Consider the following 25210-nt stretch of genomic DNA (forward strand, 5'->3'; position numbering starts at 1 on the left):
CGTCGCGGGCCGGTGCGGGCCGACCCGCGCCGGACCCCTCATGGGGATCAGCCCGCGGAGCGGGCGCTGCCCGTGCGGGGGAGTGCGTCGACCGAGATCGCACCGAGGACCGCGTCGAGCAGTCCGGGGAAGCGCGCGTCGAGATCCTCGCGCCGCAGGGACAGGAGCAGTTCTCTGCCGGACGGGCGCTGCCAGATGATGCCGCCCTCGCGCAGTACCCGCCAGTGGTGGGTGAGCGTCGACTTGGAGACGCCTTCGAGCAGGCTGCCGCACGGATACTCGCCGCCGGCCGCCAGGGCGCGGACCACGGTGAGTCGCATGGGGTTGCCCAGCGCGGTGAACACGTTCTCCAGCTTGATCTGGTCCCTGGTCGGGTGGTTGACAGTCATGCCTTCAAAAGTAGCTCGTATGTCCAAGGATGGTCGAACAGTTGCTGGTCAGTACTTGTGCGCGAACTCGCCGTGACCGTCCCCGACCTGACACACCCGCCGGACCCGGTTGACAGGCACCTCGAAACCGTACGACTATCCGTGAACAGTAATTGTACGTACTCAGTCGTACTGTTGAGCCCTGGAAAGGTCGTCACTCCCCATGTCTGCCACCCGTTCCGCCTCCCCGTCAGGCACGGGGACTCCCCGCCTCGGCTGGATTCTTGCCCTGCTGGCCTTCGCCCAGCTGATCATTTCCCTGGACTTCAACATCGTCTACGTGGCCCTGCCGGAGATCGGCGAGGAGCTGGGCTTCACCGACCAGTCGCTCCAGTGGGTGGTCAGTGCCTACGCGGTGGTCTTCGGCGGCTTCCTCCTGCTCGGCGGTCGGGCGGCCGACCTGCTGGGCAAGCGCAACATGTTCGCCCTCGCCCTCGGCCTGTACGCCGTGTCGTCGCTGGTCGGCGGCTTCGCGGGCAACCCGGAGACCATGATCGCGGTCCGCGCGGTGCAGGGTCTGGGTGGCGCGCTGCTCTTCCCGGCCACGCTGTCACTGATCAACACCCTGTTCGCCGAGGGTAAGGAGCGCAACAAGGCGCTCGCGATCTGGGGCGGCGCCGGTGCCTCCGGCCTCACCCTCGGCTCGCTCCTCGGCGGCGTCCTCACCGGCGCCTTCGGCTGGGCCTCGGTCTTCTTCGTCAACGTCCCGCTGGCCGGCATCGTGCTCATCGCCGCCCTCGCCGTCATGCCGCGCGACACGAAGGCCACCGAACGCCGCAGCTTCGACCTGCCCGGCGCCGTCAGCGCCACGCTCGGTGTGACCCTGCTGGTCTACGTGCTGGTCCAGGGCCCCGAGAGCGGCTGGGCCTCCACCGAGATCATCGTCAGCGCCGTCGTCGCCGTGGCCCTGCTCGCCCTCTTCGCCTTCATCGAGGCGAAGAGCAAGGACCCGCTGATGCCGCTGCGCCTCTTCGGCAACCGCAGCCTCGCGGTCGGCATGGCCGTCACCTTCATCTTCATGGGCACCTTCAGCGCCCTGCCGTACTTCCTGACCGTCCTCTTCCAGAGCGTGCACGGCTTCAGCGCCCTGGAGACCGGCCTCGCCTTCCTGGTCCCCTCGCTCTCCATCGCCGCGGGCACCCAGGTCGGTGAGCGCATGGCCACCCGCACCGCGACCCGCACGACCCTCGTCACCGGCCTCGTCGTCGGCGCGATCGGCACCGCCGTCCTCGCCTTCTCGATCTCCGCCGACGCCGGCTACGCGAGCGTCGTCCCCGGCCTCGTCATCGCGGGCATCGGCCAGGGCATCACCTGGACCGGCATGTGGATCGCCGCCGCCTCCGGCGTGGCTCCGCACGAGCAGGGCATCGCCTCCGGCATGGCCTCCACCACCCAGCAGATCGGCGGCGCGGTCGGCCTCGCCATCCTGATCGCCGTCGCCAACGCAAACATCGACGGCCTCGCCGGCGACGCGCTCAAGACCAGCATGGCGGACGGCACCCAGACCGCCGTCTACATCGCCGCCGCGGGCATCCTCCTCGGCGCGCTCATCTCGCTCGCCCTCCCCGGCAAGCCCGCGGCCACCACCCAGACCCCCGTCCAGGGGGCCCCGGACCAGCGGGGCGAAGAGCACACCGTGAGTTCCCCCGCCAAGGTGTGATCTCGTCACCACCGCTGGACGGAGGGGAAGCGGCGCACGATCTGCCCGCTTCCCCTCCGTCATGTCCAAGACGCCAAGACGCCAAGACGCCAAGACGCCAAGACGCCAAGACGCCAAGACGCCAAGACGCCAAGACACCAAGACACCAAGACGCCAAGACACCCCGTACGTCCCGTAGACAGCACAGCACCACCCAGCAACCTGGAGGTTCCCCATGTCCCTGGACACCGACGTCGCCGTGGTCGGCGGTGGCCCGGTCGGCATGCTGCTCGCCGCCGAGCTCGCCCTGTACGGCGTACGCGCCACGGTCCTGGAACACCTCCCCGAGCCCACCGGGGAGTCCAAGGCCGGCACTTTGCACGCGCGCACCGCGCAGACACTGCACCGGCGCGGACTGCTGGGCGCCGTACAGCCCGGAGCGCACAAGTCCCTGGGGCATTCCCACGGGCCGGTGCCGTTCCACTTCGGCGGGATGTTCGAGCTCGACCTGTCGGCGGTCGTCCACGAGGGACCCGCCATGGTCGGCAGCCCGCAGGCCTACGCCGAGCAGGTCTTCGCCCGGCGGGCCACCACGCTCGGCACCCGCGTCGAGCGCGACAGCGAGGTCGTCGGACTGGAGCAGCACGAGGACCACGTCACGCTGACCGTCCGGAACGGGGCCGGGACCGAGCGGACGCTGACGGCCGGCTGGGTCGTCGGCTGCGACGGCGCGCGCAGCTCCGTGCGCAAGCTCAGCGGCATCGACTTCGTGGGCACCCCGGCGACGGTGGGCGCGCTGATGGGCGAGGTCGAACTGCTCGACCCGTACCGCGCGCCGTCCGGCTGGCAGCGCAACGCCCGCGGCTGGACCCTGATCTGGCTCAACCCCTACGGCCGCAGCCGGGTCTCCACCTACGACTTCCGCGGCCCGCACGCGGACCGGAGCGCGCCCGTCACCCTCGACGAGATGCGGGACGAGGTCGAGCGCATCGCCGGGTATCCCGTGCCCATGGCCAACCCCCGCTGGCTGACCCGCTTCAGCGACGCGGCCCTGCAGGCCGAGCGCTACCGCACCGGACGGGTCCTGCTCGCCGGTGACGCCGCGCACGTCCATTTCCCGGCCGGCGGCCAGGGTCTGAACCTGGGACTCCAGGACGCGGTCAACCTGGGCTGGAAGCTCGCCGCGCAGGTGCAGGGCTGGGCCCCCGAGGCGCTGCTCGACACCTACCACGCGGAGCGCCACCCGGTCGCGGCCCGGGTGCTCTACAACGTCCGCGCGCAGGTCGCGCTGATGAACCCCGATCCGCGCACCGACGCGCTGCGGGAGCTGTTCACCGAGCTGATGCACATGCCCCAGGTCAACGAGTACCTCAGTGGAATGATCAGCGGCACCGCGGTGCGGTACGCCATCGGCGACCCCTCCGACCCCATGGCGGGACTGCTCGCCCCCGATCTCCCGCTCAAGACCGGCGACGCCGAGACGGGCCTGGCCGAGCTGCTGCACAGCGGCCGGCCGCTGCTGCTCGATCTCGGCGGGCGCGGTGACCTGCTCGAAGCGGCCGGGCCCTGGGCCGACCGGGTCACCACGCTCTCCGCGGTGACCGACGTCCGGACCCCCGGCGCGCTCCTGGTCCGTCCCGACGGCTACACGGTGTGGAGCGCGGCCGGCGTCCCGGACGACGCGCGGGCCCTGACGGCGGCGCTGCGCGCCTGGTTCGGCGCACCGCTCCAGCGGTGAGCCGCGGGCACCGGTGGTGAACCGGAGAACGCGAAGGGCCCGCCCGGCACGTGAGGTGCCGGGCGGGCCCGCCGTCGTACCGCTGGTCCTACGGAAGCCGGATGGACTGTCCGTGGTTGAAGCGGTTCGCCGGGTCGTACGTGGCCTTGATCCGCTGCAGGCGCGGGTAGTTGGAACCGTAGTACAGCGTGTACCAGGGCACTCCCGACGTGTTGTGGGCCGGGTCGTTCAGGTCGATGTCGCAGTAGTTGATGTAGCAACCGTCGGTGACGTCGTCCAGCACGGGGACGCCGCCGGTCGCGGCGTAGGTCTCCTCGTACAGATCGCGCAGCCAGGAGATGTTGACCGCGTCGTCGGCCGCGGACGGCCAGTAGCTCTGGAAGAGCAGCTTGAAGACCGAGTCCCGGTGCACGGTGGCCGTGGCGTCGGGGCTGACGGTGTTCACGTTGCCGCCGTAGGAGCTGAGCAGCACCATCGCGCCCGGGTTGTCCAGGTCGGTGCGGTTGAGGTGCTTCCAGAAGGCGCGGATCTGCGCGTCGGTCACGTTCTTCTTGTGGAAGGCCGACTTGTAGTCGCCGCGCAGCGTCGGGTCCACCAGGGTGCTGTTGGTGGTGCCCAGGTAGCGGGTGGCCTGCAGCCACCCCATGCGCTGCGGGGTGAAGTACTCCGGCATCGGGCCGTGCTCGCCCATGGCCTTGGTGACCGGACCGTGCGGGATGTCGACGCCTTCGGTGACCGCCGCGAGGAAGTCCTCCAGGAGCTGCTCCGCGTTCGGCACGGTGGCGTCCATCTGGGTGAGCAGGCCTATCTCACCGTTGGACTTGTGGTTGAGCTTCAGGAAGCTCATCAGGCTTCCGTACGGTCCGCCGGGCGCCCCGTTGGCGACGTGCCAGGCGCCGAAGTTGCGGGTGAGGCGGGTGAAGGCGGCCTCGGTGACCTGGTCCCACTTCCAGGAAATGGCGGAGATGAAGACCTCGGCCGGCGGCTTGACGAGCGACTGCGCCGGCGTCGTGCCCGTGGCCTTCGGCGACCGGAACCAGTAGCGGGTGATGACGCCGTAGTTGCCGCCGCCCGCTCCCGTGTGCGCCCACCACAGGTCGCGGTGGGGGTCGTTCGCCTCGCGGGTCGCCACGACGGTGCGGGCGGTGCCCGCCGCGTCCACGGTGACGACCTCGACCGCGTAGAGGTGGTCGACGATCAGGCCGTGCTCGCGGGCGAGCATGCCCCAACCGCCGCCGCTGACGTGGCCGCCGGCGCCCACGGAGTAGCACATGCCGCCGGGGACGGTCACGCCCCAGACCTTGAACAGCCGCTCGTAGACGTCCAGCAGGGTGGCGCCCGCCTCCACGGCGAAGGCCTTGAACTTGTCGTCCCAGTACACGGAGGTCATCTCGGACATGTCGAGGACGATCTGCGTGTCCGCGTTGAAGACGAAGTCCTCGTAACAGTGGCCGCCACTGCGCACGGTGAGCTTCTTCTTGGCCTTCGCGGCCTCCTGGACGACCGCGAGGACCTGGGCGGTGGAGTCCACCACCCGCACGCTCTCGGGGCGGCCGACCCAGCGCTGGTTCATGCCGCGCACGAGGTCCTGGTAGCGCGGGTCGGTCGCGGCGACCTTCGCCGCGGGGAATTCCGCGGCCGGTCCGGCCGCGGGGCCCGTCGCGGACTCGGTGGCCCGTGCCGTGAGGGCGCCGCCCGCGGTGATCGCCGCGCTCGCGCCGACGACCGCCGCCGCGTTGCCCAGCAGCCGCCTGCGGCTCCACTGACCGTTGGATACGTCTGTCATTGCTGTTGGCAAACCTTTCGTGGAATGTGCGTGGTCCCGTGGCGCCCTGAGGTGTCAGGAGGCCTTTTCGATCCGCTCGATCCGCTCGGACAGGCGGGGCAGGAGGCGCAGCGCGTTGGTCCGGCCGATGGCCGCGCGCTCCTCGTCGGACCACCCCGGGAAGGCGTGGAAGCCCTCGGTGTTCTCCGTGGTGTGGGCGGCGGGCATGAAGGGGAAGTCGCTGCCGAACAGGATGTTCCCGGTGCCCGCGAGCTTGGTGAGCGCCGGAAGCGCGTACTCGGTGGCGGACATCGCGATGTCGTAGTGCAGGCGGCCGAGCGAACCGATGAGGTCCTCGGGCGCGCGCTCCTCGAGGTACGCGCCGATGGTCGGTCCGTACGTCATCCGCTGGGCCAGGAACGGCAGGGTGCCGCCCGCGTGGGACAGGATCAGCCGCAGATCGGGCAGCCGGTCGAGGGTTCGGTTGAACAGCAGGCTGGCGACCGTGCGGGTGGTCTCGAAGGTGAACTCGTAGAGCGACGGCGGCAGATCGAAGGTGGCGAGGTCCTTCGACGGCGGGGTCATCGGGTGCACGTGGACCGGCAGGCCGCGCTCGGCCAGCTCGGCGAGGAGCGGCTCGAACTCGGGGTCGCCGAGGTAGCGGCCCTCGTAGCTGGTGAGCAGTCCGACACCGTCCAGTCCCAGCTCGTCGACGGCGTAGGCCAGTTCCTCGCGCGCCGCGGCCACGTCGGGCAGCGGCAGGACCGCGAAGGCGCCGAAGCGGCCGGGGTGCCGGCGGATCAGCTCGGCGAAGTACTCGTTGACCTGGCGGGCGAGCTTGCGGCTCGCGTCGCCCTCGAGGAAGGTCACGCCCGGAGCGGTGATGGACAGGACGGCCGCGTCGATGCCGTGCCGGTCCATCACCTCCAGGCTCTCCTCGGGCGTCCAGGTCGGGTAGTCCACGCCGGGGATGGCCGTCTTGTCGCCGAGTGCCTCGGCGTAGACGGGCGGAATCGCGTGGTGGTGAACGTCGATCAGTCCGTGGGGTCCGGGTCCGGGCATGGGGGCTCCAGCGTCAATAGTTCGTGAAGGGGATGCTGCCTTCGGTGAAGGCGTTCACATGAAATTTACGAAAGGTATTCGTCGCCGTACTGCGCGGCGACCCTGAGTGCCCGCTCGACGTCCAGCTCGTATTGGCTGGCCGGCGGCATCGGCGCATTGTCGTCAGCCGATACACCGGCACCGAGAAAGAATCCGTCCTTGCCGCCGGGCATGAACATAATGAGAAGTTTCGACGGCTCGTCACTGACGTTCTTGAACGAATGGACACTGCCGCGGGGCACGTGGATGAAAGAGCCGGACTTCAGCTTCAGCTGCTCGGTTCCGTCGAACATGTCCACCTTTCCCTCGAGGACGTAGAACGCCTCCTCCTCGTGGTGGTGGATGTGTGGCGGCGGGCCACCACCCGGTGGGACCAGCGCTTCCATCATGAAGAAGTGCTTTCCGGTGTTGTGCTCGCCCGATTTGATCGTGTACTTGTCGCCGAATGCCCAGCGGCTCGGGCCCTCGCCCGGGGGTACGTGCACGATCTTGCGCGACCACTGTTCTTCGAAACTCAAGGCGCCGCTCCGTCCTCTGCTTTTGGCGGGACACCCCGTCCTGTCCCGGAATGGCCCAGCAGAGTGTCCGACGGCCGGCAGGGCGGGACAACCGCGAACCGGACAGTAAGTCATGTCCAAAGGGATATTCGCCGCCATCTGACATAGTCCCGCGGTCGGCTTTGAACCCCTCCTGCGGCTTCGGACAGAGTCGGCGGCGGCCGCTTTCCTGAACCCGATCGGAGGCGGCATCACTTCACCCCAGGAGGTACCAGGTGAACGGTGTCCACGCATTCCTCCGCTCCTTGCCCGCCGTGCAGCAGCCGGACTGGGCAGGACACGCGGAGCTCGGGCGGGTGCAGGAGGAGCTGGCTTCCCTGCCCCCGCTCGTCGACGCCGACGACGTCGACGGACTGCGCGCCCTGCTCGCCGAGGCCGCGGAGGGCCGCATCCAGATCATCCAGTCCGGCGACTGTGCCGAGGACTGGGCGGACTCCTCCGCCGACAGCGTGGCCCGCAAGGCCGGCCTGCTGGAAGTACTGGCCGGCACCATGAAGATGATCTCGCACAAGCCCGTGATCCGGGTGGGCCGGATAGCGGGCCAGTACGGCAAGCCGCGCTCCAACCCGACCGAGATCGTCGGAGGCGTCGAACTCCCCGTCTACCGGGGTCACATGGTCAACGCCCCCGAGCCCGACCCGGAGCTGCGCAAGCCCGACCCCACCCGCATGCTGACGGGCTACGAAGCGGCGCGCGGGGTCATCGAAGGCCTCGGCTGGCACCGGGACGAGCGGAGCCCGCGCCCCGACACCACCGTGTGGACCAGCCACGAGGCGCTGCTGCTCGACTACGAACTGCCCATGATGCGGACGCAGGCCGACGGCCGGGTCCTGCTCGCCTCGACCCACTGGCCGTGGATCGGCGAGCGCACGCGGCAGGTCGAAGGCGCGCACGTCGCGCTGCTGGCCTCGGTGTCGAACCCGGTGGCCTGCAAGGTCGGACCCGGTATGACCCCCGACGAACTGCTCGCCCTGTGCCTCAAGCTCGACCCGGACAAGGCGCCCGGCCGCCTGACCCTGATCGCGCGCATGGGCGCCGACACGGTCGGCGAGAAGCTTCCCCCGCTGGTCGCGGCGGTCCGCGAGGCGGGCCACCCGGTCATCTGGCTGACCGACCCGATGCACGGGAACACCGTCAGCGGTCCCGAGGGCCTCAAGACGCGCCTCGTGAAGACCGTGGTGCGCGAGGTCCTGGAGTTCCACCGCGCCGTCACCGAAGCGGGCGGCGTCGCCGGCGGCATCCACCTGGAGACCACGCCCGAGGCGGTCACCGAGTGCGTGGCCGACCAGGACCGGCTGCACGAGGTCGGCAACAAGTACACGAGCTTCTGCGACCCGCGCCTCAACCCGCGGCAGGCCGTCGCGGTGGCCGCCGCCTGGCTCGGCTGAACGGGACGGGGGCAGTGATGTACGGAGAGGGAACGATGGACAGCGGAATCGCCCTGGTCACCGGTGCGGCCGGAGGAATCGGTGAGGAGGTCGTGCGCACCCTGGCGGAGCGCGGCCTGACCGTCGCCGCCGTGGACCGGCACGCCGAGGTGCTCGGAGAGACCGTCGCCAAGCTGCGTGCCGAGGGGCTGAGCGTCCAGGCGTTCGCCTGTGACGTGACCGTCTCGGCTCAGGTCGACAGCCTGGTCGACACCGTCGAACGGGTCCTGGGCCCGGTGCAGTACCTGGTCAACGCCGCCGGCGTGCTGCGCGTCGGCCAGGCGGTGTCCCTGTCCGACGACGACTGGGCGGCCACCTTCGCGGTCAACGCCACCGGTGTCTTCTTCGTCTCGCGCGCCGTGGTCGCCCGCATGGTGGATCGCCGCTCGGGAGCGGTGGTCACCGTCGCCTCGAACGCCGCCGGCACCCCCCGCACCGGGATGGCCGCGTACGCGGCGTCCAAGGCGGCGACGGCCATGTTCACCAAGTGCCTGGGCCTCGAAGTGGCCAGGTACGGAATCCGGTGCAACGTCGTGGCACCCGGCTCCACCGCCACCCCGATGCTGACCTCCCTCTGGACGGACGGCGGCGCGGACGGCAGCGGTGAGCGGGGCTCGATCGACGGCATCGCGGACGAGTTCCGGGTGGGCATCCCCCTCGGCAAGCTGGCCCGCCCCCGCGATGTGGCCCAGGCGGTGGCGTTCCTGCTCTCCGACCACGCCTCGCACATCACCCTGCACGACCTGACCGTCGACGGCGGCGCCGCCCTCGGCGTCTGAACCGCCACCCAGCCCACACCCGAGCGAGAGGAAGGCCGACCATGGCGGGAATTCCGCCGATCGACCCGTACCCCATGCCCTCCGAGGGCGACCTCCCCGTCAACACCGCCGACTGGACGGTCGAGCCCGACCGGGCGGTGCTGCTGATCCACGACATGCAGCGCTACTTCCTGCGCCCGTTCCCGGAGGGCGAGTCCCCCGTCGGCGACCTGGTGCGCAACGCGACGCTGCTGCGCGAACAGTGCGCCGCCCTCGGCATCCCGGTCGCGTACACCGCGCAGCCCGGCGGCATGTCCGAGCAGGAGCGCGGTCTCCTCAAGGACTTCTGGGGCCCCGGCATGAAGGTCTCCCCCGAGGACCGACGCGTGGTCGACCCCATCGAACCGGGCCCCTCCGACTGGGTGTTCACCAAGTGGCGCTACAGCGCCTTCTTCAAGTCGGAGCTGCTGGAGCGCATGCGCTTCCAGGGCCGCGACCAGCTCGTCGTCTGCGGTGTGTACGCCCACGTGGGCGTCATGGCGACGGTCGTGGAGGCCTTCACCCACGACATCCAGTCCTTCCTCGTCGCGGACGCCGTGGCCGACTTCTCCGAGGCGCAGCACCGGCTCGCCCTGGACTACGTCGCCCAGCGCGCGGGGGTCGTCAAGACCACGAAGGCCGTGCTCGCCGAGCTCACCACGACGGGCGGTGCCCGGTGATCCCCGACCTGCTGAACCGGGTGCTCACCGGCCAGGCGCCGGCGTACGCCCTGCTGTACCGCCCCGAGACGACCGGCCAGGAACTCCTGGAGGTGCTGCTCGGCGAGGTGTCGAGCGTGGAGACACTCGCCGAGGTCCCCGTACCGCAGGGCCCCGTCACGGGCCCGCGGCACGAGACGCTGGCCGTCGTCCCCTACCGGCAGATCACCGAGCGGGGGTTCGCCGGCACCGACGACGGCGAACCGCTGATCACCATGGCGGTCGGCGAGCAAGGGGTCCTCCCGCTGGCCGATGCGCTGCGCAGGCTCCCCGACGAGCCGGTCACCCTCACCGGCGGTCACTTCGACGTGGACGACGACGCGTACGCCGCGATCGTCCGCGAGGTCATCGAGCGCGAGATCGGCAACGGCGAGGGAGCGAACTTCGTCATCAAGCGCTCGTTCGTCGCGGAGATCACCCACTACTCCCCGACCAGCGCGCTCTCCTTCTTCCGCAGGCTGCTGGAGCGGGAGTCGGGCGCGTACTGGACCTTCCTCGTCCACACCGGGGACCGCACCTTCGTCGGCGCCAGCCCCGAGCGGCACGTCAGCCTGCACGACGGCACCGCCGTGATGAACCCGATCAGCGGCACCTACCGCTACCCGTCCGCGGGCCCCGACCTGCCCGGCGTGATGGCGTTCCTCGCCGACCGCAAGGAGGCCGACGAGCTGTACATGGTCGTGGACGAGGAACTCAAGATGATGGCCCGGATCTGCGAGGGAGGCGGCCGCGTCGTCGGCCCGTACCTCAAGGAGATGGCCCGCCTCGCCCACACCGAGTACTTCATCGAGGGGCAGACCTCCCGCGACGTGCGGGAGATCCTGCGCGAGACGATGTTCGCCCCCACCGTCACGGGCAGCCCGCTGGAGAGCGCCTGCAAGGTGATCAAGCGGTACGAGCCGGAGGGCCGCGGCTACTACAGCGGGGTCATGGCCCTCATCGGCCGGGACGCCGACGGCGGCCGCACGATGGACTCCGCGATCCTCATCCGCACCGCCGACATCGCGGCCGACGGCCGGGTGCGCATCGGCGTCGGCGCGACGCTCGTACGGCACTCCGATCCGCTGAGCGAGGTCGCCGAGACCCGGGTGAAGGCGGCCGGACTGCTGTCCGCGCTCGAAGCGGGCGGCGCGAGCCGATTCGCCCGGCACGCCGACGTCCGCGAGGCCCTGGAGGAACGCAACGAGGGCATCGCCGGATTCTGGCTGCGCAAGACCGCCGAGCGGTCCCGGCCGGTTCCGGAGCTGGCCGGCCGCAGCGTGCTCATCATCGACGCCGAGGACACCTTCACCTCGATGATCGGCCACCAGCTGGCCTCCATGGGGCTGAAGGTGACGGTCAGCCGCTTCGACGCACCGTACGACACCGACGCCCACGACCTGGTCGTCATGGGCCCGGGTCCCGGCGACCCGGGCGAGACCGCGCACCCCAAGATCGCCCATCTCCGGGCGACGGTCTCCCGGCTGCTCGACGAGCGGCGGCCGTTCCTCGCGGTCTGCCTGAGCCACCAGGTCCTGTCCACCCTGCTGGGCCTCGACCTGGTCCGCAGGACCGTGCCCAACCAGGGGGTCCAGCGGGAGATCGACCTCTTCGGCACGCCGGAGCGGGTCGGCTTCTACAACACGTTCGCGGCGCGGCTGTCCGAGGACAAGTTCGAGCACCCGGAGGCCGGCATCGTCGAGGTCAGCCGCGACACCGAGACCGGTGAGGTGCACGCCCTGCGCGGGCAGGGCTTCGCCTCGATGCAGTTCCACGCCGAGTCGGTGCTCACCGAGGACGGCGTACGGATCACCCGTGACCTGCTGATCGGGGTGGTGCGCTCGTGCGAGCGGTAATCGTCTGGTGGGACCTGAAGGACTCCGTGCAGACCATCGACTCGCTGCGCGGGTTCCTGCGCGACGAAGCGGTCGACCGGTTCAGCCAACTGGCCGGTCTGCGCCTGAAGTTCTGGATATCCGACCGGGAGACGGACCGCTGGGGCGCGGTCCTGCTGTGGGAGTCCGCCGAGTCGGCCGCGCTCGCCGCGGCCCTGCCCAACAGGGCCGCGGAACTCATCGGCTACCCGCCCACCGAGCGGTCCTTCTTCGACGTCGAAGCCACCGCCGAGGGTGTCTTCTCGCTCGACCGGCTCGCCGGCCGCGGCCTGGCCCTGGAGAACTGAGCGGTGCCCGGAACGGGGGAGGGCGCGGACGGGGCGGTCCGTCCGCGCGGAGGAGACGGTGCGGCGGCGGCCCCGGCCGGCGCCCCCACCCGGGTGATGGTCCTCAACGGCCCGAACCTGGGCCGGCTCGGCCTGCGCGAACCCGAGGTGTACGGCACGGCGACCCACGGGGAACTGGCCGCGCTGTGCCGGGCGACCGGCACGGCCGCGGGCCTGGACGTCGACGTCCGCCAGAGCGACAGCGAGGCCGAGCTCATCGGCTGGCTCCACGAAGCAGCCGCCGGGGGTCTCCCGGTGGTCCTCAACCCGGCCGCCCTCACGCACTACTCGTACGCCGTGCGGGACGCCGTGGCCATGGCCACGGCGCCGGTCATCGAGGTGCACCTGTCCAATCCCGGGGCCCGCGAGTCCTTCCGCCACGTCTCGGTGGTCACCCCGGTGGTCACCGCGACCATCGCGGGACTGGGTTTCGGCTCGTACCGGCACGCGCTGCTCGCCATCGCCGAGCTGACCCGCTGAACCCCGGCCCGGCCCGGCCCAGTTCGGCCCGGCCCAGCCCGGCCCACCCACCCCAGCCCACTCAGCCCCACCCCACCCCACGCCTAGGCCCACACCCACGCCTAGGCCCACACCCACGCCCACGCCTACGCCCACGCCCACGCCCACGCCCACGCCTACGCAAACCACAAGGAGCCCTGACCGTCCGGTGAATACCCAGGCGAGCACCAGCAACCCCGCCTTCGAGTGGACCGCACTCGACCAGCGGTCCGTCGACGTCGCGCGAGCCCTCGCGGTCGACGCAGTCGAGAGGGCCGGGCACGGCCACCCGGGCACGGCCATGAGCCTGGCCCCGGCGGCGTACCTCCTCTTCCAGCGGCTGCTGCGCCACGACCCGGCGGCCCCCCGCTGGACCGGCCGTGACCGCTTCGTCCTGTCCTGCGGACACTCCAGCCTCACCCTCTACACCCAGCTCTACCTCTCCGGCTACGGCCTGGAACTCGACGACCTCAAGGCCCTGCGCACCGAGGACAGCCTCACCCCCGCCCACCCCGAGTACGGGCACACCCCCGGCGTGGAGACCACCACCGGCCCCCTCGGCCAGGGCCTCGGCAACGCCGTCGGCATGGCCATGGCCGCCCGCCGCGAACGCGGACTCTTCGACCCGGACGCCGCCCCCGGCACCTCCCCGTTCGACCACACCGTCTGGGTGTTCGCCTCCGACGGGGACCTCGAGGAGGGCATCAGCCACGAGGTCGGCTCGCTCGCCGGACACCAGAAGCTGGGCAACCTGGTCGTCCTCTGGGACGACAACCGGATCTCGATCGAGGACGACACCTCCATCGCCGTGTCGGAGGACGTCCTCGCCCGCTACGCCGCCTACGGCTGGCACGTCCAGCAGGTCGACTGGACCCGGACCGGCTCCTACGAGGAGGACGTCGAGGCCCTGCACGCGGCGCTGTCCGCCGCCCGGGAGGAGACCGGCCGTCCCTCGATCGTCGCGCTGCGCACGATCATCGGCTGGCCCGCCCCCACCAAGCAGAACACCGGCAAGATCCACGGATCCGCGCTGGGCGCCGACGAGGCGGCCGCGGCCAAGGCCGCCATGGGTCTGGACCCGGAGGCCTCCTTCCAGGTCCCCGCCGAGGTGCTCGCCCACGCCCGCCAGGTCGGCGACCGCGGCCGGGAGGCCCGCGCGGAGTGGGACAAGCGGTACCGGGACTGGCGCGCCGCCCGGCCCGAGCACGCGGCCCTCTTCGACCGGGTCGACGCCAAACGGCTGCCCGAGGGCTGGAGCGGCGCGCTGCCGGAGTTCCCCGCGGGCGGCGAGATGGCCACCCGCAAGGCCTCCGGCGAGGTGCTGTCCGCGCTGGCCGGCGTACTTCCCGAACTGTGGGGCGGCTCCGCGGACCTCGCCGAGAGCAACAACACCACCATGAAGGGCGAACCCTCCTTCATCCCCTCGGAGTTCGCTACCCGGGCCTTCCCCGGTCACCCCTACGGCCGCACGCTCCACTTCGGCATCCGCGAGCACGGCATGGGCGCCGTCCTCAACGGCATCGCCCTGCACGGCGGCACCCGCCCCTACGGCGGCACCTTCCTCGTCTTCTCCGACTACATGCGCCCCGCCGTCCGCCTCGCCGCCATGATGAAGCTGCCCGTCACCTACGTCTGGACCCACGACTCCATCGGACTCGGCGAGGACGGCCCGACCCACCAGCCGGTCGAGCACCTGTGGTCGCTGCGCCTGATCCCCGGCCTCGACGTGGTCCGGCCCGCCGACGCCAACGAGACCGCCGCCGCCTGGCGGGCGATCCTGGAGCGGGACGACCGGCCCGCCGGACTCTGCCTGACGCGTCAGAACGTCCCCGTCCTGCCCGACCCCGGCGCCGGGGCCGTGGCCCGGGGCGGCTACGTGCGCGCCGAAGCGGAGGGCGCAGAGCCCGAGGCGGTCGTGCTGGCCACCGGCAGCGAGGTCCACATCGCGCTCGCGGCACGCGAACTCCTGCAGCAGGGCGGCATCGCGACCCGGGTCGTCTCACTGCCCTGCCTGGAGTGGTTCGCGGAGCAGCCCCAGGAGTACCGCGACTCCGTCCTCCCGCCGCGGCTGCGCGCCAGGGTCTCGGTGGAGGCGGGATCCACCCTCGGCTGGCGCACCCTGATCGGCGAGGCGGGCGAGGCCGTCGGCGTGGACACCTTCGGCGCCTGTGCCCCGTACCCCTCCCTGTACGAAAAGCACGGCCTCACCCCGGAGCGGGTCGCGGACGCCGTCCGCACGAGCATCGCGCGCGCCGCCGAGCGGCACGCGGCGCCCGCGTCCCAGGGGCCGTCGACGAAGGAAGCAAGCCGATGACCACGGGAACCCTGGCCGGTACGGGCCGCGCGGCCCGGATCCCGGGCTCGAAGAGCATCACCAACCGCGCGCTGCTCCTCGCGGCGGCGGCGGACGGCACCAGCTGCCTGCGCGCCCCCCTGGTCAGCGACGACACCACTGCCTTCCGGACCGCCCTGACGGGTCTCGGCGTCACGGTGACGGCGACCCCCCAGGACGAGTTCTGGGAGGTCGGCGGGCTCGCCGGAGCACCGGCACGCGGCGGCCGCGTCTGGTGCGCCGACGCCGGGACCGCGGCCCGCTTCCTGCCGCCCTTCGCCGCGGCCGGCCACGGCTCGTACGTGTTCGACGGCTCGCAGCAGCTGAGGGCCCGCCCGCTCCGCCCGCTCGCCGACGCCCTCGGCCGGCTCGGCGCGAGGGTGCGGACCGAGGACGGGGGCACCCTGCCGCTGCTGATCGAGGCCGACGCGCTCGACGGCGGCGAACTCGCCGTCGACGGCGGGCTGAGCAGCCAGTTCCTGAGCGGCCTGCTCATGGCCGCACCCCTGCTGCGCTCCCCGCTGACGGTGACGGTCGGCGATCTCGTCAGCCGCCCGTACATCGACATGACCCTCGCCCTGATGCGCCGCTTCGGCGCGCGGGTCACCGAGGCCGCGCCGGGAGTGTTCGAGATCGGCACCGGCGGATACCGCGCCTGCGACCTCGTGATCGAACCCGACGCCTCCACCGCCTCCTACGTCTTCGCGGCCGCGGCCGTCACCGGACGCTCGGTCACCGTGCCCGGCCTCGGGCGGGGCAGCCTCCAGGGTGACCTCGGCTTCGTCGACGTCCTGCGCACGGCCGGAGCCGAGGTGGAGGTCGGCGATCACGCGACGACGGTCACCGGCACCGGCCGGCTGCGCGGCGGGTTCGAGGTGGACATGGGCGCGATCTCGGACACGTTCATGACGCTGGCCGCGATCGCCCCGCTCGCGGACGCCCCCGTCACCATCCGCGGCATCGGGCACGCCCGGCTCAAGGAGTCGGACCGGATCGCGGCGGTCGCCCTGAACCTCTCCGCGTGCGGAGTGCGGACCGAGACCGGCCGCGACTGGATCACCGTGCACCCGGGCGAGGTCCGCCCCGCCCGGATCGCCTGCCACCGCGACCACCGGATCGCCATGGCGTTCTCCGTGCTCGGACTGCGCGCACAGGGACTCCACTTCGACGATCCGGCCTGCGTGGGCAAGACCTTCCCCGGCTTCCACGCCGAACTGGCCCGGCTGTTCCCGAAGGACCGGCCGTTCCCGAAGACAGAAGGAGAACGAGGATGACGGACGTACTCGTCGCCGGCGGCGGCATCGGCGGACTGGCGACGGCGCTGAGCCTGGCGGCCCGCGGCCACCGGGTGACCGTGCTGGAGCGTCGGCCCGGATTCGCCGAGCTCGGCGCGGGCATCCAGCTGGGTCCCAACGCCTTCCACGCCCTCGACCGGCTCGGTGTGGGCCAGGCCGTGCGCGACCGGGCCGTCTTCATCGACGAGCTGCGCTTCATGGACGCCACCACGGGGGAGCGCGTCGCGCGGATGCCCCTGACGGGCGACTACCGGGAGCGGTTCGGCAACCCGTACGCGGTCGTCCACCGCGGCGACCTCTACCAGCCGCTGCTGGACGCCTGCCACGCGGCCGACGGGGTCACCCTGCGGGCCGGGCACGCGGTCATCAGGTACGAGCAGACGGCCGACGCCGCCACCGCGGTCACCGACACCGGGCAGCGGTTCACCGGCGACGTACTGATCGGAGCCGACGGCATACGGTCGGCCGTGCGCCGCCAGATGATCGGCGACGGGGACCCGCGGGTCTCGGGCCACACGATCTACCGGTCGGTCATCCCCATGGAGAAGGTGCCCGAGGAGCTGCGCTGGAACAGCGTGACCCTGTGGGCCGGACCCAAGTGGCACTTCGTGCACTACGCGATCGGCGGCGGGGAGTTCCTCAACCTGGCCGCAACCCGCGACAACGGCGCGCGCGAAGCGCTCGTCGGGCTGCCGGTGGACCGGGACCACGTACTGGGCGAGTTCCCGGAGCTGGGCGACGCGGCCCGGCGGCTGCTGGAGCTCGGTGAGGAGTGGAAGACGTGGGTGCTGTGCGACCGGGACCCGGTCGCGGGCTGGACCGACGGCCGGGTGGCGCTCATGGGCGACGCCGCGCACCCGATGCTCCAGTACGCGGCCCAGGGCGCGTGCATGGCGCTGGAGGACGCGGTCGTGCTCGGCGAGGTGCTGGACCGCGACGGCGGGGACCCCGTCCGGCGGCTGGAGCGGTACAACGAGCAGCGGCAGGGCCGCACGGCGAAGACCCAGCTGGTGGCACGGGAGATGGGCACGCAGCTCTACCACCCCGCCGGCGAGGAGGCGGCGGCCCGCAACCGGATGCTCGCCGCGTACAGCGCGGACGACCTGTACGACACGGTGGCGTGGCTCCACGGGTCCCGTGACTTCACGGCCGGGCCTGCGGGATCCGCCGAACTCGTCGAGGGAGGCGTCCGTTGAGCAGGCTGCGCTGGCTGACTGCCGGGGAATCGCACGGACCGGCGCTGGTGGCGACGCTGGAGGGACTTCCCGCCGGTGTTCCGGTCACCACCGCCCTGGTGGCCGAGCACCTGGCCCGGCGCCGGCTCGGCTACGGGCGCGGTGCGCGGATGAAGTTCGAGCAGGACGAGGTCACGTTCCTCGGCGGGGTCCGGCACGGGTTGTCGCTGGGCTCTCCGGTGGCGGTGATGGTCGGCAACAGCGAGTGGCCGAAGTGGCGGACGGTGATGTCGGCCGACCCGGTGGATCCGTCGTCGCTGAAGGAGACGGGACGGGGCGCGCCGCTGACGCGCCCGCGTCCGGGGCACGCGGATCTGGCGGGGATGCAGAAGTACGGGTTCGACGGGGCCCGGCCGGTTCTGGAGCGTGCCAGTGCGCGGGAGACGGCGGCGCGGGTCGCGCTGGGGGCGGTCGCCCGGTCCTTCCTGAAGGAGGCAGCCGGCATCGAGATCGTCTCGCACGTGGTGGAACTGGCGGGGGCCAGGGCCCCGTACGGCGTGTACCCGACCCCGGCCGACGTGGAGGAGCTCGACGCGGACCCGGTGAGGTGCCTGGACGCGGACGCGGGCAAGGCGATGGTCGCGGAGATCGACCGGGCCCACAGGGACGGTGACACCCTGGGCGGCGTGGTCGAGGTCCTGGCGTACGGCGTACCCGTCGGGCTCGGCTCGCACGTCCACTGGGACCGGCGCCTGGACGCGCGTCTGGCGGCCGCGTTGATGGGCATCCAGGCGATCAAGGGCGTCGAGGTCGGCGACGGCTTCGCGCTCGCCCGGGTGCCCGGTTCGCAGGCCCACGACGAGATCATCCCCACCTCGGAGGGCCTCAAGCGCACGTCGGGCCGCTCCGGCGGCACCGAGGGTGGGCTGACCACCGGCGAACCGCTGCGCGTGCGGGCCGCGATGAAGCCCATCGCGACGGTGCCGCGGGCCCTCGCGACGGTCGACGTGGCGACCGGCGAGGCGACGGTGGCGCACCACCAGCGTTCCGACGTGTGTGCCGTGCCGGCGGCGGGCATCGTCGCGGAGGCCATGGTCGCCCTGGTGCTGGCCGACGCTGTCGTCGAGAAGTTCGGCGGGGACTCGGTCCCCGAAACCCGCCGCAACGTGCGGTCGTACCTGGGTAACCTGCGGTACACATGACCCTCCCCGCCCGCACCCGGGCCATCCCCCTACACCCCTTGCGCCGCACGGGGTGTGGGGTCCCGCCACCACCCCCGGCCACAGGCAGGTGGCCGGCGCACCTCCCCCGCGCGGGGGTCCCCGGGCGACGGTAGGACTGCATTCGAAGCAGCCTAGGGGGGCCTGTGGTGACCACCGTCATGAACACCATCGTCCGAAGGGAACTGTCCGTCGTGGGTGCGCGGGAGGGCCGCACCACCGCGGTCCAGATCCGACGCGACCCGATCCGCGAGATCACCGAGGACCTGTGTGCCACGGTCTTCGCCTCGCTCCGCCGCAAGGACCAGCGGGAGAAGGCCCAGGGGTACGTACGGGGCCTGCTCGCCACCTCAGGACGCAAGTCCATCCGCAGCATCGCGGCCCACGTCGAGGGGGACGCCGCCGAACAGAGCCTGCACCACTTCATCTTCAGCTCCACCTGGGACTGGCAGCCCCTGCGCACCGCGCTCTCGGGCTACCTGGAGAGGACCACCCCGCTCACCGCGTGGGTCGCCCAGCCGATGGCGATCCCCAAGGGCGGCGAGCACTCGGTCGGCGTCGGCCACCACTTCGACCCGCACCAGGGCCAGATGTTCCGCGGGCAGCAGGCGTTCGGCACCTGGTTCACCTCGCCCGAGGTGGCGACGCCGGTCGGCTGGCGGCTGTTCGTTCCGGACGGCGAGAGCAACGCCGAGCTCGCCGCGAACTCGGCGCGCCGCACCACCACCGGCCCCGGACCCGCACACCACACCTCGTACGAGGAGTGCGCGGCCAGCGGTGTCATCGAGACCGTCAAGGCCGCCGCGATGCCTTCCCACCCGGTCGTCCTCGACGTCCGGAACATCGGGACGCGCCTGACGATGAACCGTTTCGCCGAGGCCCGGATCCCCGTCGTGGCCCGGATCAGCCCGATCAGCCGACTGCTCGTCACCGACCCGGCGCTGCCCGGCTACGGCGCCGGCCCGCTGAACGCCGAGGACATCCTCCAGTCCCTCAAGGGGCTGCGCACGCCCGTCGAGTGGGTCGACCCGGTCAACCCGGCGGTGCGCCGCACCACCCTCGCCGTCGCCGTCGGCGTGATGATGCCCGACCCGTCGGCGGCCCGGCGCCGCCAGCTCGTGCTGGTCGGCGAGTGGACCGACCCGCACCGGCTGCCGGCCCAGCTGTGGATCACCGACCTGACCCGGATGTCCGTGGTCCGCCTGCTGCGGCTGACCAAGCAGGCCCCGCGGGTGGCGCTCACCTCCCAGCGCAGCGGTCAGGAACTGGGACTGCGCGACTACGCCGGACGTTCCCTGCACGGCTGGCACCGGCACGTCACCCTGGCCTCCATCGCCCACGCCGCCCACAGCCTCGCCGCGGCGCGACGGCAGTAACCTCCCCCCACCCCGCTCGTCACCCCAGGCGAGGGGCCGCCCCGGACCCGGACCCCGACTCGGTGCGCCGTTCGTGCAGCACATCGCGGGCCTTGCGCAGCCGCAGCGCCATCTGGATCTCCAGGGCCCGGTCCGGCCTCTGCCACTCGGGACCGAGCAGGTCCGTGATGCGCGCCAGACGGCGCGAGACGGTGTTGGCGTGCACGTGCAGCGCTTCGGCCGCGCGGGTGGGGCTGCCCCCCGACTCGAAGTACGAGTCGAGGGTGCGCGTCAGCTCCGTGAAGCGGGTCCCGTCGTAGTCCAGGACCGGGCCGATCGTCGACCCGATGAAGGCCTCGACGTCATGGTCGGTGGACAACAGCAGTCCCAGGAAGCCGAGTTCGCTCAGCGAGGCCGTGCCGCCGGCGCCGTCGAGCGCCGTCAGGGCGTCCAGGCAGCGCACGGCCTCCGCGTACACCTGGGCCACCTCGCGCGCGCTGCGCGAGGGCCCGGCGGCCCCGGTGGACACCGGGTGCCCGAGCATCGGTGACAGCTCGGCCGAGACCTGGCGGGCCGCGGCCGAGGCGTCGGAGCCGGGCAGGACGAGCACGATGCACCCGCGGCGCACGCCCTTGAGTCCGTTCATCCGATGGGCGTACGAGGACGCCCAGGCCACGGCCCTGCCCAACTCCCCGCCCTCCGGACGGGCCACCACCACCACGTGAGGGCGGTCCAGCTCGATCCCCAGGCGCCGTACGCGCTCCAGCAGGTGCCGGTCCGAGCGGGTCGGCCGGTCCAGCAGCTCCTGGAGCAGCTCCTCGTGGACCGGGCCCTCGGCGGCGGCGGTGCCGCGCTGGATCAGGATCAGCGAGGCCACGGTCTGGGCGGCCATCCGCAGGAGCCGTACGTCCTCGACCGTCAGGGGCGCCGAGGCGTGCAGCACCAGCACGCCGAGCTCTTCGGCGCCGGCCAGTACCGGGACCAGCCACACGTCGCCCGGCAGTTCCACGGGCCGCAGCCCGTGGGCCGCCAGGGCCGCCCTCGCGACGGCCTCCTCGTCGAGGTCCGCCGGCAGCTCACCGGTGGAGACCAGCAGCCGCCCACCGGGATCCCGGACCTGGACGACCCCGTCCAGCGCGTCCGCGGTCGCCCGCGCCAGGGCCGACAGGCTCGCACCGTCCAGCACCAGACCGGCCAGCCGGGCGTGGCACTCCCACAGGTAACGGACCCGGGTCAGGGTGGAGTTGGTGCGCGATCCGAACCGCTCCAGCTCGGCGACCTCCTCCTGGGTCTGCTCCAGCAGGCGCGCCTTCTCGATGGCCACGGCGGCCAGGTCGGCGAGCGAGAGCAGCAGCCCGATCTCGTCCGGGCTGAAGCGGCGCACCTCCCGGTTGGCGCCGTACAGGACGCCCAGCGTGGAGTCCCCGTTGCGCAGGGGCACGGCGATGATCGCGCGCAGTCCCTCGGCCCGGGCCACGGTGTCGATGCCGGGGCCGTGCGGGATGGTGTCGTCGTTCAGGTAGTCGGCGCTCCACAGGGGAGCCCGGTGCGTCTGGGCGGCGCTGCCCAGCCCCGTGCCCAGTTCGAGCCCGATGTTCTGAGTGGTGCTCTCGCCTTCGGAGGTGCGTACGTACCCCGTGCCGTCGGGGCGGTTGAGGGACACCCAGGCCATGTCGAGGCCCAGCAGCCGCCGGGCCCTGCGGTTGATCACCCGGAGCAGGCCGTCCAGGTCGTACGGCGAGGTCAGGTCGTGGGCGGTGTCCACCAGCGCGGCCAGGGACGCCTTGCGCTGCCGGCAGAGCGCGGCGTTCCCGCGGACCGCCCCGGCCAGCTCCAGGGCCCGGGTCAGCTCGGCGACCTCCGCCGGCCCGGCTCCGGATATTCGGGCCTCGTGCAGCAGGGCCTCGAACAGGGCGGGCGGAGCTTCCTGTGCGAGGAGTTCCAGCACGGCCAGCGCGCCGGACCCTCCCCGGTGGGAACCGATCTCCGGCCCCATACGTGTCTCCCCTCGTCTGACCAGCGCAATCAAGCCAGCTCCCCGAACCTAGGTTCCGTCCGCCGAAGGGTCAAGCGGGGCCTGTCCCTTGACGCCCCGGAGGTGGTGCGGGGGGAGTCGACACGCCTACCAGACCTGCGTGTACGTCAGGGGGCGGGCGGGGGCGCGGCCTCCGTCGTGATGATGCGGGGCAGGGCGTACGGGTGGTGCGCCGTCAGCCAGGTGAGCAGGCGTTCGCGGACCGCGCAGCGGACGGTCCAGACGGCGTCGCCGTCCTTCGCCGTGACCACCGCGCGGACCTGGATGGTGTGCGGGGTGGTGTCGGTGACCGCCAGCGAGCCGGTGCGGCCGTCCCATTCGGGGATGTCCTTCAGGATCCGCTGGAGCTGTGCGCGCATCAGGTCCAGCGGGGCGCTGTGGTCCAGGTGCCAGAACACGGTGCCCGTCATCTGCGCGCCACCGCGCGACCAGTTCTCGTACGGCTTGCTCGTGAAGTAGGAGACCGGCATCGTGATCCGGCGCTCGTCCCAGGTGCGGACCGTGAGGAAGGTGAGGGTGATCTCCTCCACCGTGCCCCACTCCTTGTCCACCACCACCGTGTCGCCGATCCGGACGGTGTCGCCGAAGGCGATCTGGAGTCCGGCGAAGAGGTTGCCGAGCGCGGCCTGCGCCGCGATGCCCGCCACGATGCCGAGTACGCCCGCCGAGGCCAGCATCGAGGTGCCGACCGTCCGCATCTCGGGGAACGTCAGGAGCATCGCGCCGAGCGCCACGACGATCACCACCGCCGTGACCACCCGCTGGATCAGCGTGACCTGAGTGCGGACCCGGCGGACCCTGGCCTGGTCGGAGGCGTCGGCCGCGTAGCGGGCGTACGTGGAGTCGACGATCGCCGTCGTGATGCGGATCAGCAGCCACGCGGCCGCGGCGATCAGGACCAGGGTCAGCACGTGCCCGGGGCCGTCCGCGCGCCGCCGCACGGCCTGGAGCAGGGAGGCGGCCAGGACCACCAGGAACGGCGGGCGGCAGCGGCGCAGCAGCCCCCACAGCGGAGTCTCGCTGTGCCGGGCGTCGGCGCGGCGGAGCAGCAGGTCCAGCAGCCAGCCCGCGAGCAGGGTGACGGCCAGGGTGCCGGCGACGGCCGCGATCGGGCGCAGGAAGGAGTCCGTGTCCATGCGGGCCAACGTAACCGGAGGGGGTCCGGCGAAACTGGCACGATGGGGGCATGAACATCATGCTTTTCCATTCGACCTACGGGCTGCGGCCCGCCGTGCGGGAGGCGGCCGACCGGCTGCGCGCGGCCGGGCACCAGGTCCAGGTGCCGGACCTCTTCGAGGGACGCACCTTCGAGACCGTCGAGGAGGGCATGGCCCACCAGGAGGAGATCGGCCGCGACGAGCTGCTCAAGCGGGCGGTACTGGCCTCGGCCCCCTACTCCGACCAGGGCCTGGTCTATGCCGGCTTCTCCTTCGGGGGCTCGATCGCCCAGCACCTGGCGCTCGCCGACGAGAAGGCGCGCGGGCTGCTGCTCCTGCACGGGACGGCCGACCTGGAGGAGGGCGTCTACCTCGACGAGCTGCCGGTGCAGCTGCACATCGCCGACCCCGACCCCTTCGAACCGCACGACTGGCTGACGGCCTGGTACCTGCGGATGCGCAAGGCCGGGGCGGACGTGGAGGTCCACGGCTACCCGGGGGCCGGGCACCTGTTCACCGACCCGGGACTGGACGACTACGACGCGGAGGCCGCGGAGCAGGCCTGGGCGGTCGCCCTCGCCTTCCTCGACTCCCTGTAGGCGACCGCAGCCGGATGCGCGGATGGGGCCCCGCACGCGGGGCCCCATCGTCATGAGTGCGTCAGGTCAGGACGCCTTGCGTCAGGCGCGGTAGGCCGTCCACATGCTCTTCATGCGGGTCACCTGGCCCGCGGTGAACTGGTACATGCAGTTGTCGTACGTGTAGTCCATGAAGTTGTGGATCGGGTCGACACCCGCCTTGCTGGCGCAGGTGTCACGGCCGGTCGGGCACTGGTAGGCCGCGCTCTTCTCGGCCGGGGTGTCCGAGACCGAGTCGCCGCTGCCGTTGCAGCCGCCCTGGAAGGTGTGGTAGAGGCCCATCCAGTGGCCGACCTCGTGGGTCGCGGTGTCGCCCTCGTTGTAGTTGGCGGCGGAGCCGCCCGGCAGCGAGGTGTCCAGGACGACCACGCCGTCCATCGACGGCTGGGAGGCGTAGGAGCTGGGGAAGGTGGCCCAGCCCAGCAGCCCGCCGGAGAGGTTGGCGGTGTAGAAGTTGAGGGCGTTCGCGCCGCCCTTGCGCAGGGTGCTCTTCATGGTCTTCTCGGCCGTGGAGCCGGAAGCCAGGTTGTACCAGCCGGCGTTGTCCGTGTAGTCGGTGCCCGCCAGGGTGAACTGGTAGCCGCTGTTCACGTTTCCGGTGCCCTGGCCGGCGTAGGCCGCGTTGAGCACCGCCAGCTGGTTGCTGATGTCGGTGGACGTCAGCTTTCCGGTGGTGCCGGAGTGGATGACGTGGAAGTACACGGGGATGCTCGTGACTGCCTCGGCGACGCGCAGGCTGCGCGGCTCCTTCGAGATCTTGTCCAGCTTCGCCTTGAGGTCGGCGTCCATGGCCTTGGACTGCGCCTCGGTGACCTCGTTCGGCTCGGCCGCGTGCTGGTCCTTCGGGCGCGCCACACGGGCGTTGGCCGCGGCGCCGGAAGCGTCCTCGGCGCACACCTCCGCGCCGGTCTTGGCGGCCGCGACCGTGGTGGGGGCGGCGAGCGGGGTGAAGGCCAGGGTGCCGGCGAGTACGGCGGTACCCATCAGGCGGCGGCGGAGAAGGGGGGATATGCGGGCAAGAGCGCGCACGTGTGCTCCTCGCGAGTGGGGGTAGAGCGGAAGGGATCTCCTCACGCTGGCGGGAATCTTACGTGCGCATGTCATAAACAGGTCAAGTGCTCTACGTAAAAGATT

The 25210-nt window shown here is 71.8% G+C and carries 21 protein-coding genes; 14 read left to right on the plus strand and 7 right to left on the minus strand.

Annotated features, from left to right (window positions below; translation table 11 throughout):
* Window positions 1-47: 47 nt before the first annotated feature.
* On the minus strand, window positions 48-389 hold the full coding sequence (locus ABZY57_RS18775) for a helix-turn-helix transcriptional regulator (RefSeq protein ID WP_356513253.1): 342 nt from the start codon (window positions 387-389) through the stop codon (window positions 48-50).
* A gap of 202 nt (window positions 390-591) precedes the next feature.
* Here ABZY57_RS18775 and ABZY57_RS18780 point away from each other — a divergent pair, with 202 nt between their 5' ends.
* The gene (locus ABZY57_RS18780) at window positions 592-2088 is read left to right on the plus strand and encodes an MFS transporter (RefSeq protein WP_356513255.1); all 1497 of its coding nucleotides are present in this window, start codon (window positions 592-594) and stop codon (window positions 2086-2088) included.
* Window positions 2089-2302: 214 nt separating this feature from the next.
* Entirely contained in the window at window positions 2303-3805 is a 1503-nt protein-coding gene (locus ABZY57_RS18785; protein ID WP_356513257.1) for an FAD-dependent monooxygenase, read from the plus strand.
* Window positions 3806-3893: 88 nt separating this feature from the next.
* Here the strand turns inward: ABZY57_RS18785 and ABZY57_RS18790 are convergent, their stop codons facing one another.
* The 3 genes from ABZY57_RS18790 to ABZY57_RS18800 all read right to left on the minus strand — a co-directional run bounded on the left by ABZY57_RS18790 (window position 3894) and on the right by ABZY57_RS18800 (window position 7189).
* The gene (locus tag ABZY57_RS18790) at window positions 3894-5591 is read right to left on the minus strand and encodes an FAD-binding oxidoreductase (RefSeq protein ID WP_356513259.1); all 1698 of its coding nucleotides are present in this window, start codon (window positions 5589-5591) and stop codon (window positions 3894-3896) included.
* Between the two features lie 54 nt (window positions 5592-5645).
* Window positions 5646-6632, minus strand: coding sequence for an amidohydrolase family protein (locus ABZY57_RS18795; protein ID WP_356513261.1), 987 nt, complete (start codon window positions 6630-6632; stop codon window positions 5646-5648).
* A gap of 65 nt (window positions 6633-6697) precedes the next feature.
* Window positions 6698-7189, minus strand: a complete 492-nt coding sequence (locus ABZY57_RS18800; protein WP_356513263.1) for a cupin domain-containing protein — start codon at window positions 7187-7189, stop codon at window positions 6698-6700.
* Between the two features lie 254 nt (window positions 7190-7443).
* Here ABZY57_RS18800 and ABZY57_RS18805 point away from each other — a divergent pair, with 254 nt between their 5' ends.
* The 11 genes from ABZY57_RS18805 to ABZY57_RS18855 all read left to right on the plus strand — a co-directional run bounded on the left by ABZY57_RS18805 (window position 7444) and on the right by ABZY57_RS18855 (window position 20267).
* Window positions 7444-8616, plus strand: a complete 1173-nt coding sequence (locus tag ABZY57_RS18805; protein ID WP_356513265.1) for a 3-deoxy-7-phosphoheptulonate synthase — start codon at window positions 7444-7446, stop codon at window positions 8614-8616.
* 35 nt (window positions 8617-8651) lie between these two features.
* Window positions 8652-9434, plus strand: coding sequence for a 2,3-dihydro-2,3-dihydroxybenzoate dehydrogenase (locus ABZY57_RS18810; RefSeq protein ID WP_356513267.1), 783 nt, complete (start codon window positions 8652-8654; stop codon window positions 9432-9434).
* 41 nt (window positions 9435-9475) lie between these two features.
* Window positions 9476-10132 carry an isochorismatase family protein gene (locus ABZY57_RS18815; RefSeq protein ID WP_356513269.1) on the plus strand — a complete coding sequence of 219 codons (657 nt, stop codon included), beginning with the start codon at window positions 9476-9478 and terminating at the stop codon, window positions 10130-10132.
* Window positions 10129-12006 (plus strand): anthranilate synthase family protein, encoded by a 1878-nt coding sequence (locus ABZY57_RS18820; RefSeq protein WP_356513271.1) that lies wholly within the window; start codon window positions 10129-10131, stop codon window positions 12004-12006. Before ABZY57_RS18815 ends, ABZY57_RS18820 begins: the two co-directional genes overlap by 4 nt.
* The gene (locus ABZY57_RS18825; RefSeq protein WP_356513273.1) at window positions 11994-12332 is read left to right on the plus strand and encodes a hypothetical protein; all 339 of its coding nucleotides are present in this window, start codon (window positions 11994-11996) and stop codon (window positions 12330-12332) included. Before ABZY57_RS18820 ends, ABZY57_RS18825 begins: the two co-directional genes overlap by 13 nt.
* A gap of 96 nt (window positions 12333-12428) precedes the next feature.
* A complete protein-coding gene (locus ABZY57_RS18830) occupies window positions 12429-12851 on the plus strand; it encodes a type II 3-dehydroquinate dehydratase (RefSeq protein ID WP_356513313.1) in 423 nt (140 codons plus the stop codon).
* A 187-nt stretch (window positions 12852-13038) separates the two neighbouring features.
* A complete protein-coding gene (tkt, locus tag ABZY57_RS18835; RefSeq protein WP_356513275.1) occupies window positions 13039-15183 on the plus strand; it encodes a transketolase in 2145 nt (714 codons plus the stop codon).
* Window positions 15180-16475, plus strand: a complete 1296-nt coding sequence (gene aroA, locus ABZY57_RS18840; RefSeq protein WP_356513277.1) for a 3-phosphoshikimate 1-carboxyvinyltransferase — start codon at window positions 15180-15182, stop codon at window positions 16473-16475. Before tkt ends, aroA begins: the two co-directional genes overlap by 4 nt.
* Complete coding sequence (locus tag ABZY57_RS18845) at window positions 16472-17692, plus strand: 3-hydroxybenzoate 6-monooxygenase (protein WP_356513279.1); 1221 nt, start codon at window positions 16472-16474, stop codon at window positions 17690-17692. Before aroA ends, ABZY57_RS18845 begins: the two co-directional genes overlap by 4 nt.
* On the plus strand, window positions 17689-18873 hold the full coding sequence (gene aroC, locus ABZY57_RS18850; protein ID WP_356513281.1) for a chorismate synthase: 1185 nt from the start codon (window positions 17689-17691) through the stop codon (window positions 18871-18873). Before ABZY57_RS18845 ends, aroC begins: the two co-directional genes overlap by 4 nt.
* A 179-nt stretch (window positions 18874-19052) precedes the next feature.
* On the plus strand, window positions 19053-20267 hold the full coding sequence (locus ABZY57_RS18855; protein ID WP_356513283.1) for a transposase: 1215 nt from the start codon (window positions 19053-19055) through the stop codon (window positions 20265-20267).
* Between the two features lie 19 nt (window positions 20268-20286).
* Here ABZY57_RS18855 and ABZY57_RS18860 read toward each other — a convergent pair whose 3' ends face one another.
* Together ABZY57_RS18860 and ABZY57_RS18865 are read right to left on the minus strand one after the other, a co-directional pair.
* On the minus strand, window positions 20287-22242 hold the full coding sequence (locus tag ABZY57_RS18860) for a GAF domain-containing protein (RefSeq protein ID WP_356513285.1): 1956 nt from the start codon (window positions 22240-22242) through the stop codon (window positions 20287-20289).
* A gap of 146 nt (window positions 22243-22388) precedes the next feature.
* Complete coding sequence (locus ABZY57_RS18865) at window positions 22389-23417, minus strand: mechanosensitive ion channel domain-containing protein (RefSeq protein ID WP_356513287.1); 1029 nt, start codon at window positions 23415-23417, stop codon at window positions 22389-22391.
* Between the two features lie 50 nt (window positions 23418-23467).
* On the opposite strand from ABZY57_RS18865, the gene ABZY57_RS18870 reads away from it, so the two are divergent.
* Window positions 23468-24037 carry a dienelactone hydrolase family protein gene (locus ABZY57_RS18870; protein WP_356513289.1) on the plus strand — a complete coding sequence of 190 codons (570 nt, stop codon included), beginning with the start codon at window positions 23468-23470 and terminating at the stop codon, window positions 24035-24037.
* Window positions 24038-24118: 81 nt separating this feature from the next.
* On the opposite strand, the gene ABZY57_RS18875 is transcribed toward ABZY57_RS18870, so the two are convergent.
* Window positions 24119-25060, minus strand: coding sequence for a zinc metalloprotease (locus tag ABZY57_RS18875; RefSeq protein WP_356513315.1), 942 nt, complete (start codon window positions 25058-25060; stop codon window positions 24119-24121).
* Window positions 25061-25210 lie beyond the last annotated feature (150 nt).

Source organism: Streptomyces sp. NPDC006450, assembly GCF_040612195.1.
Classification (GTDB): Bacteria; Actinomycetota; Actinomycetes; order Streptomycetales; family Streptomycetaceae; genus Streptomyces.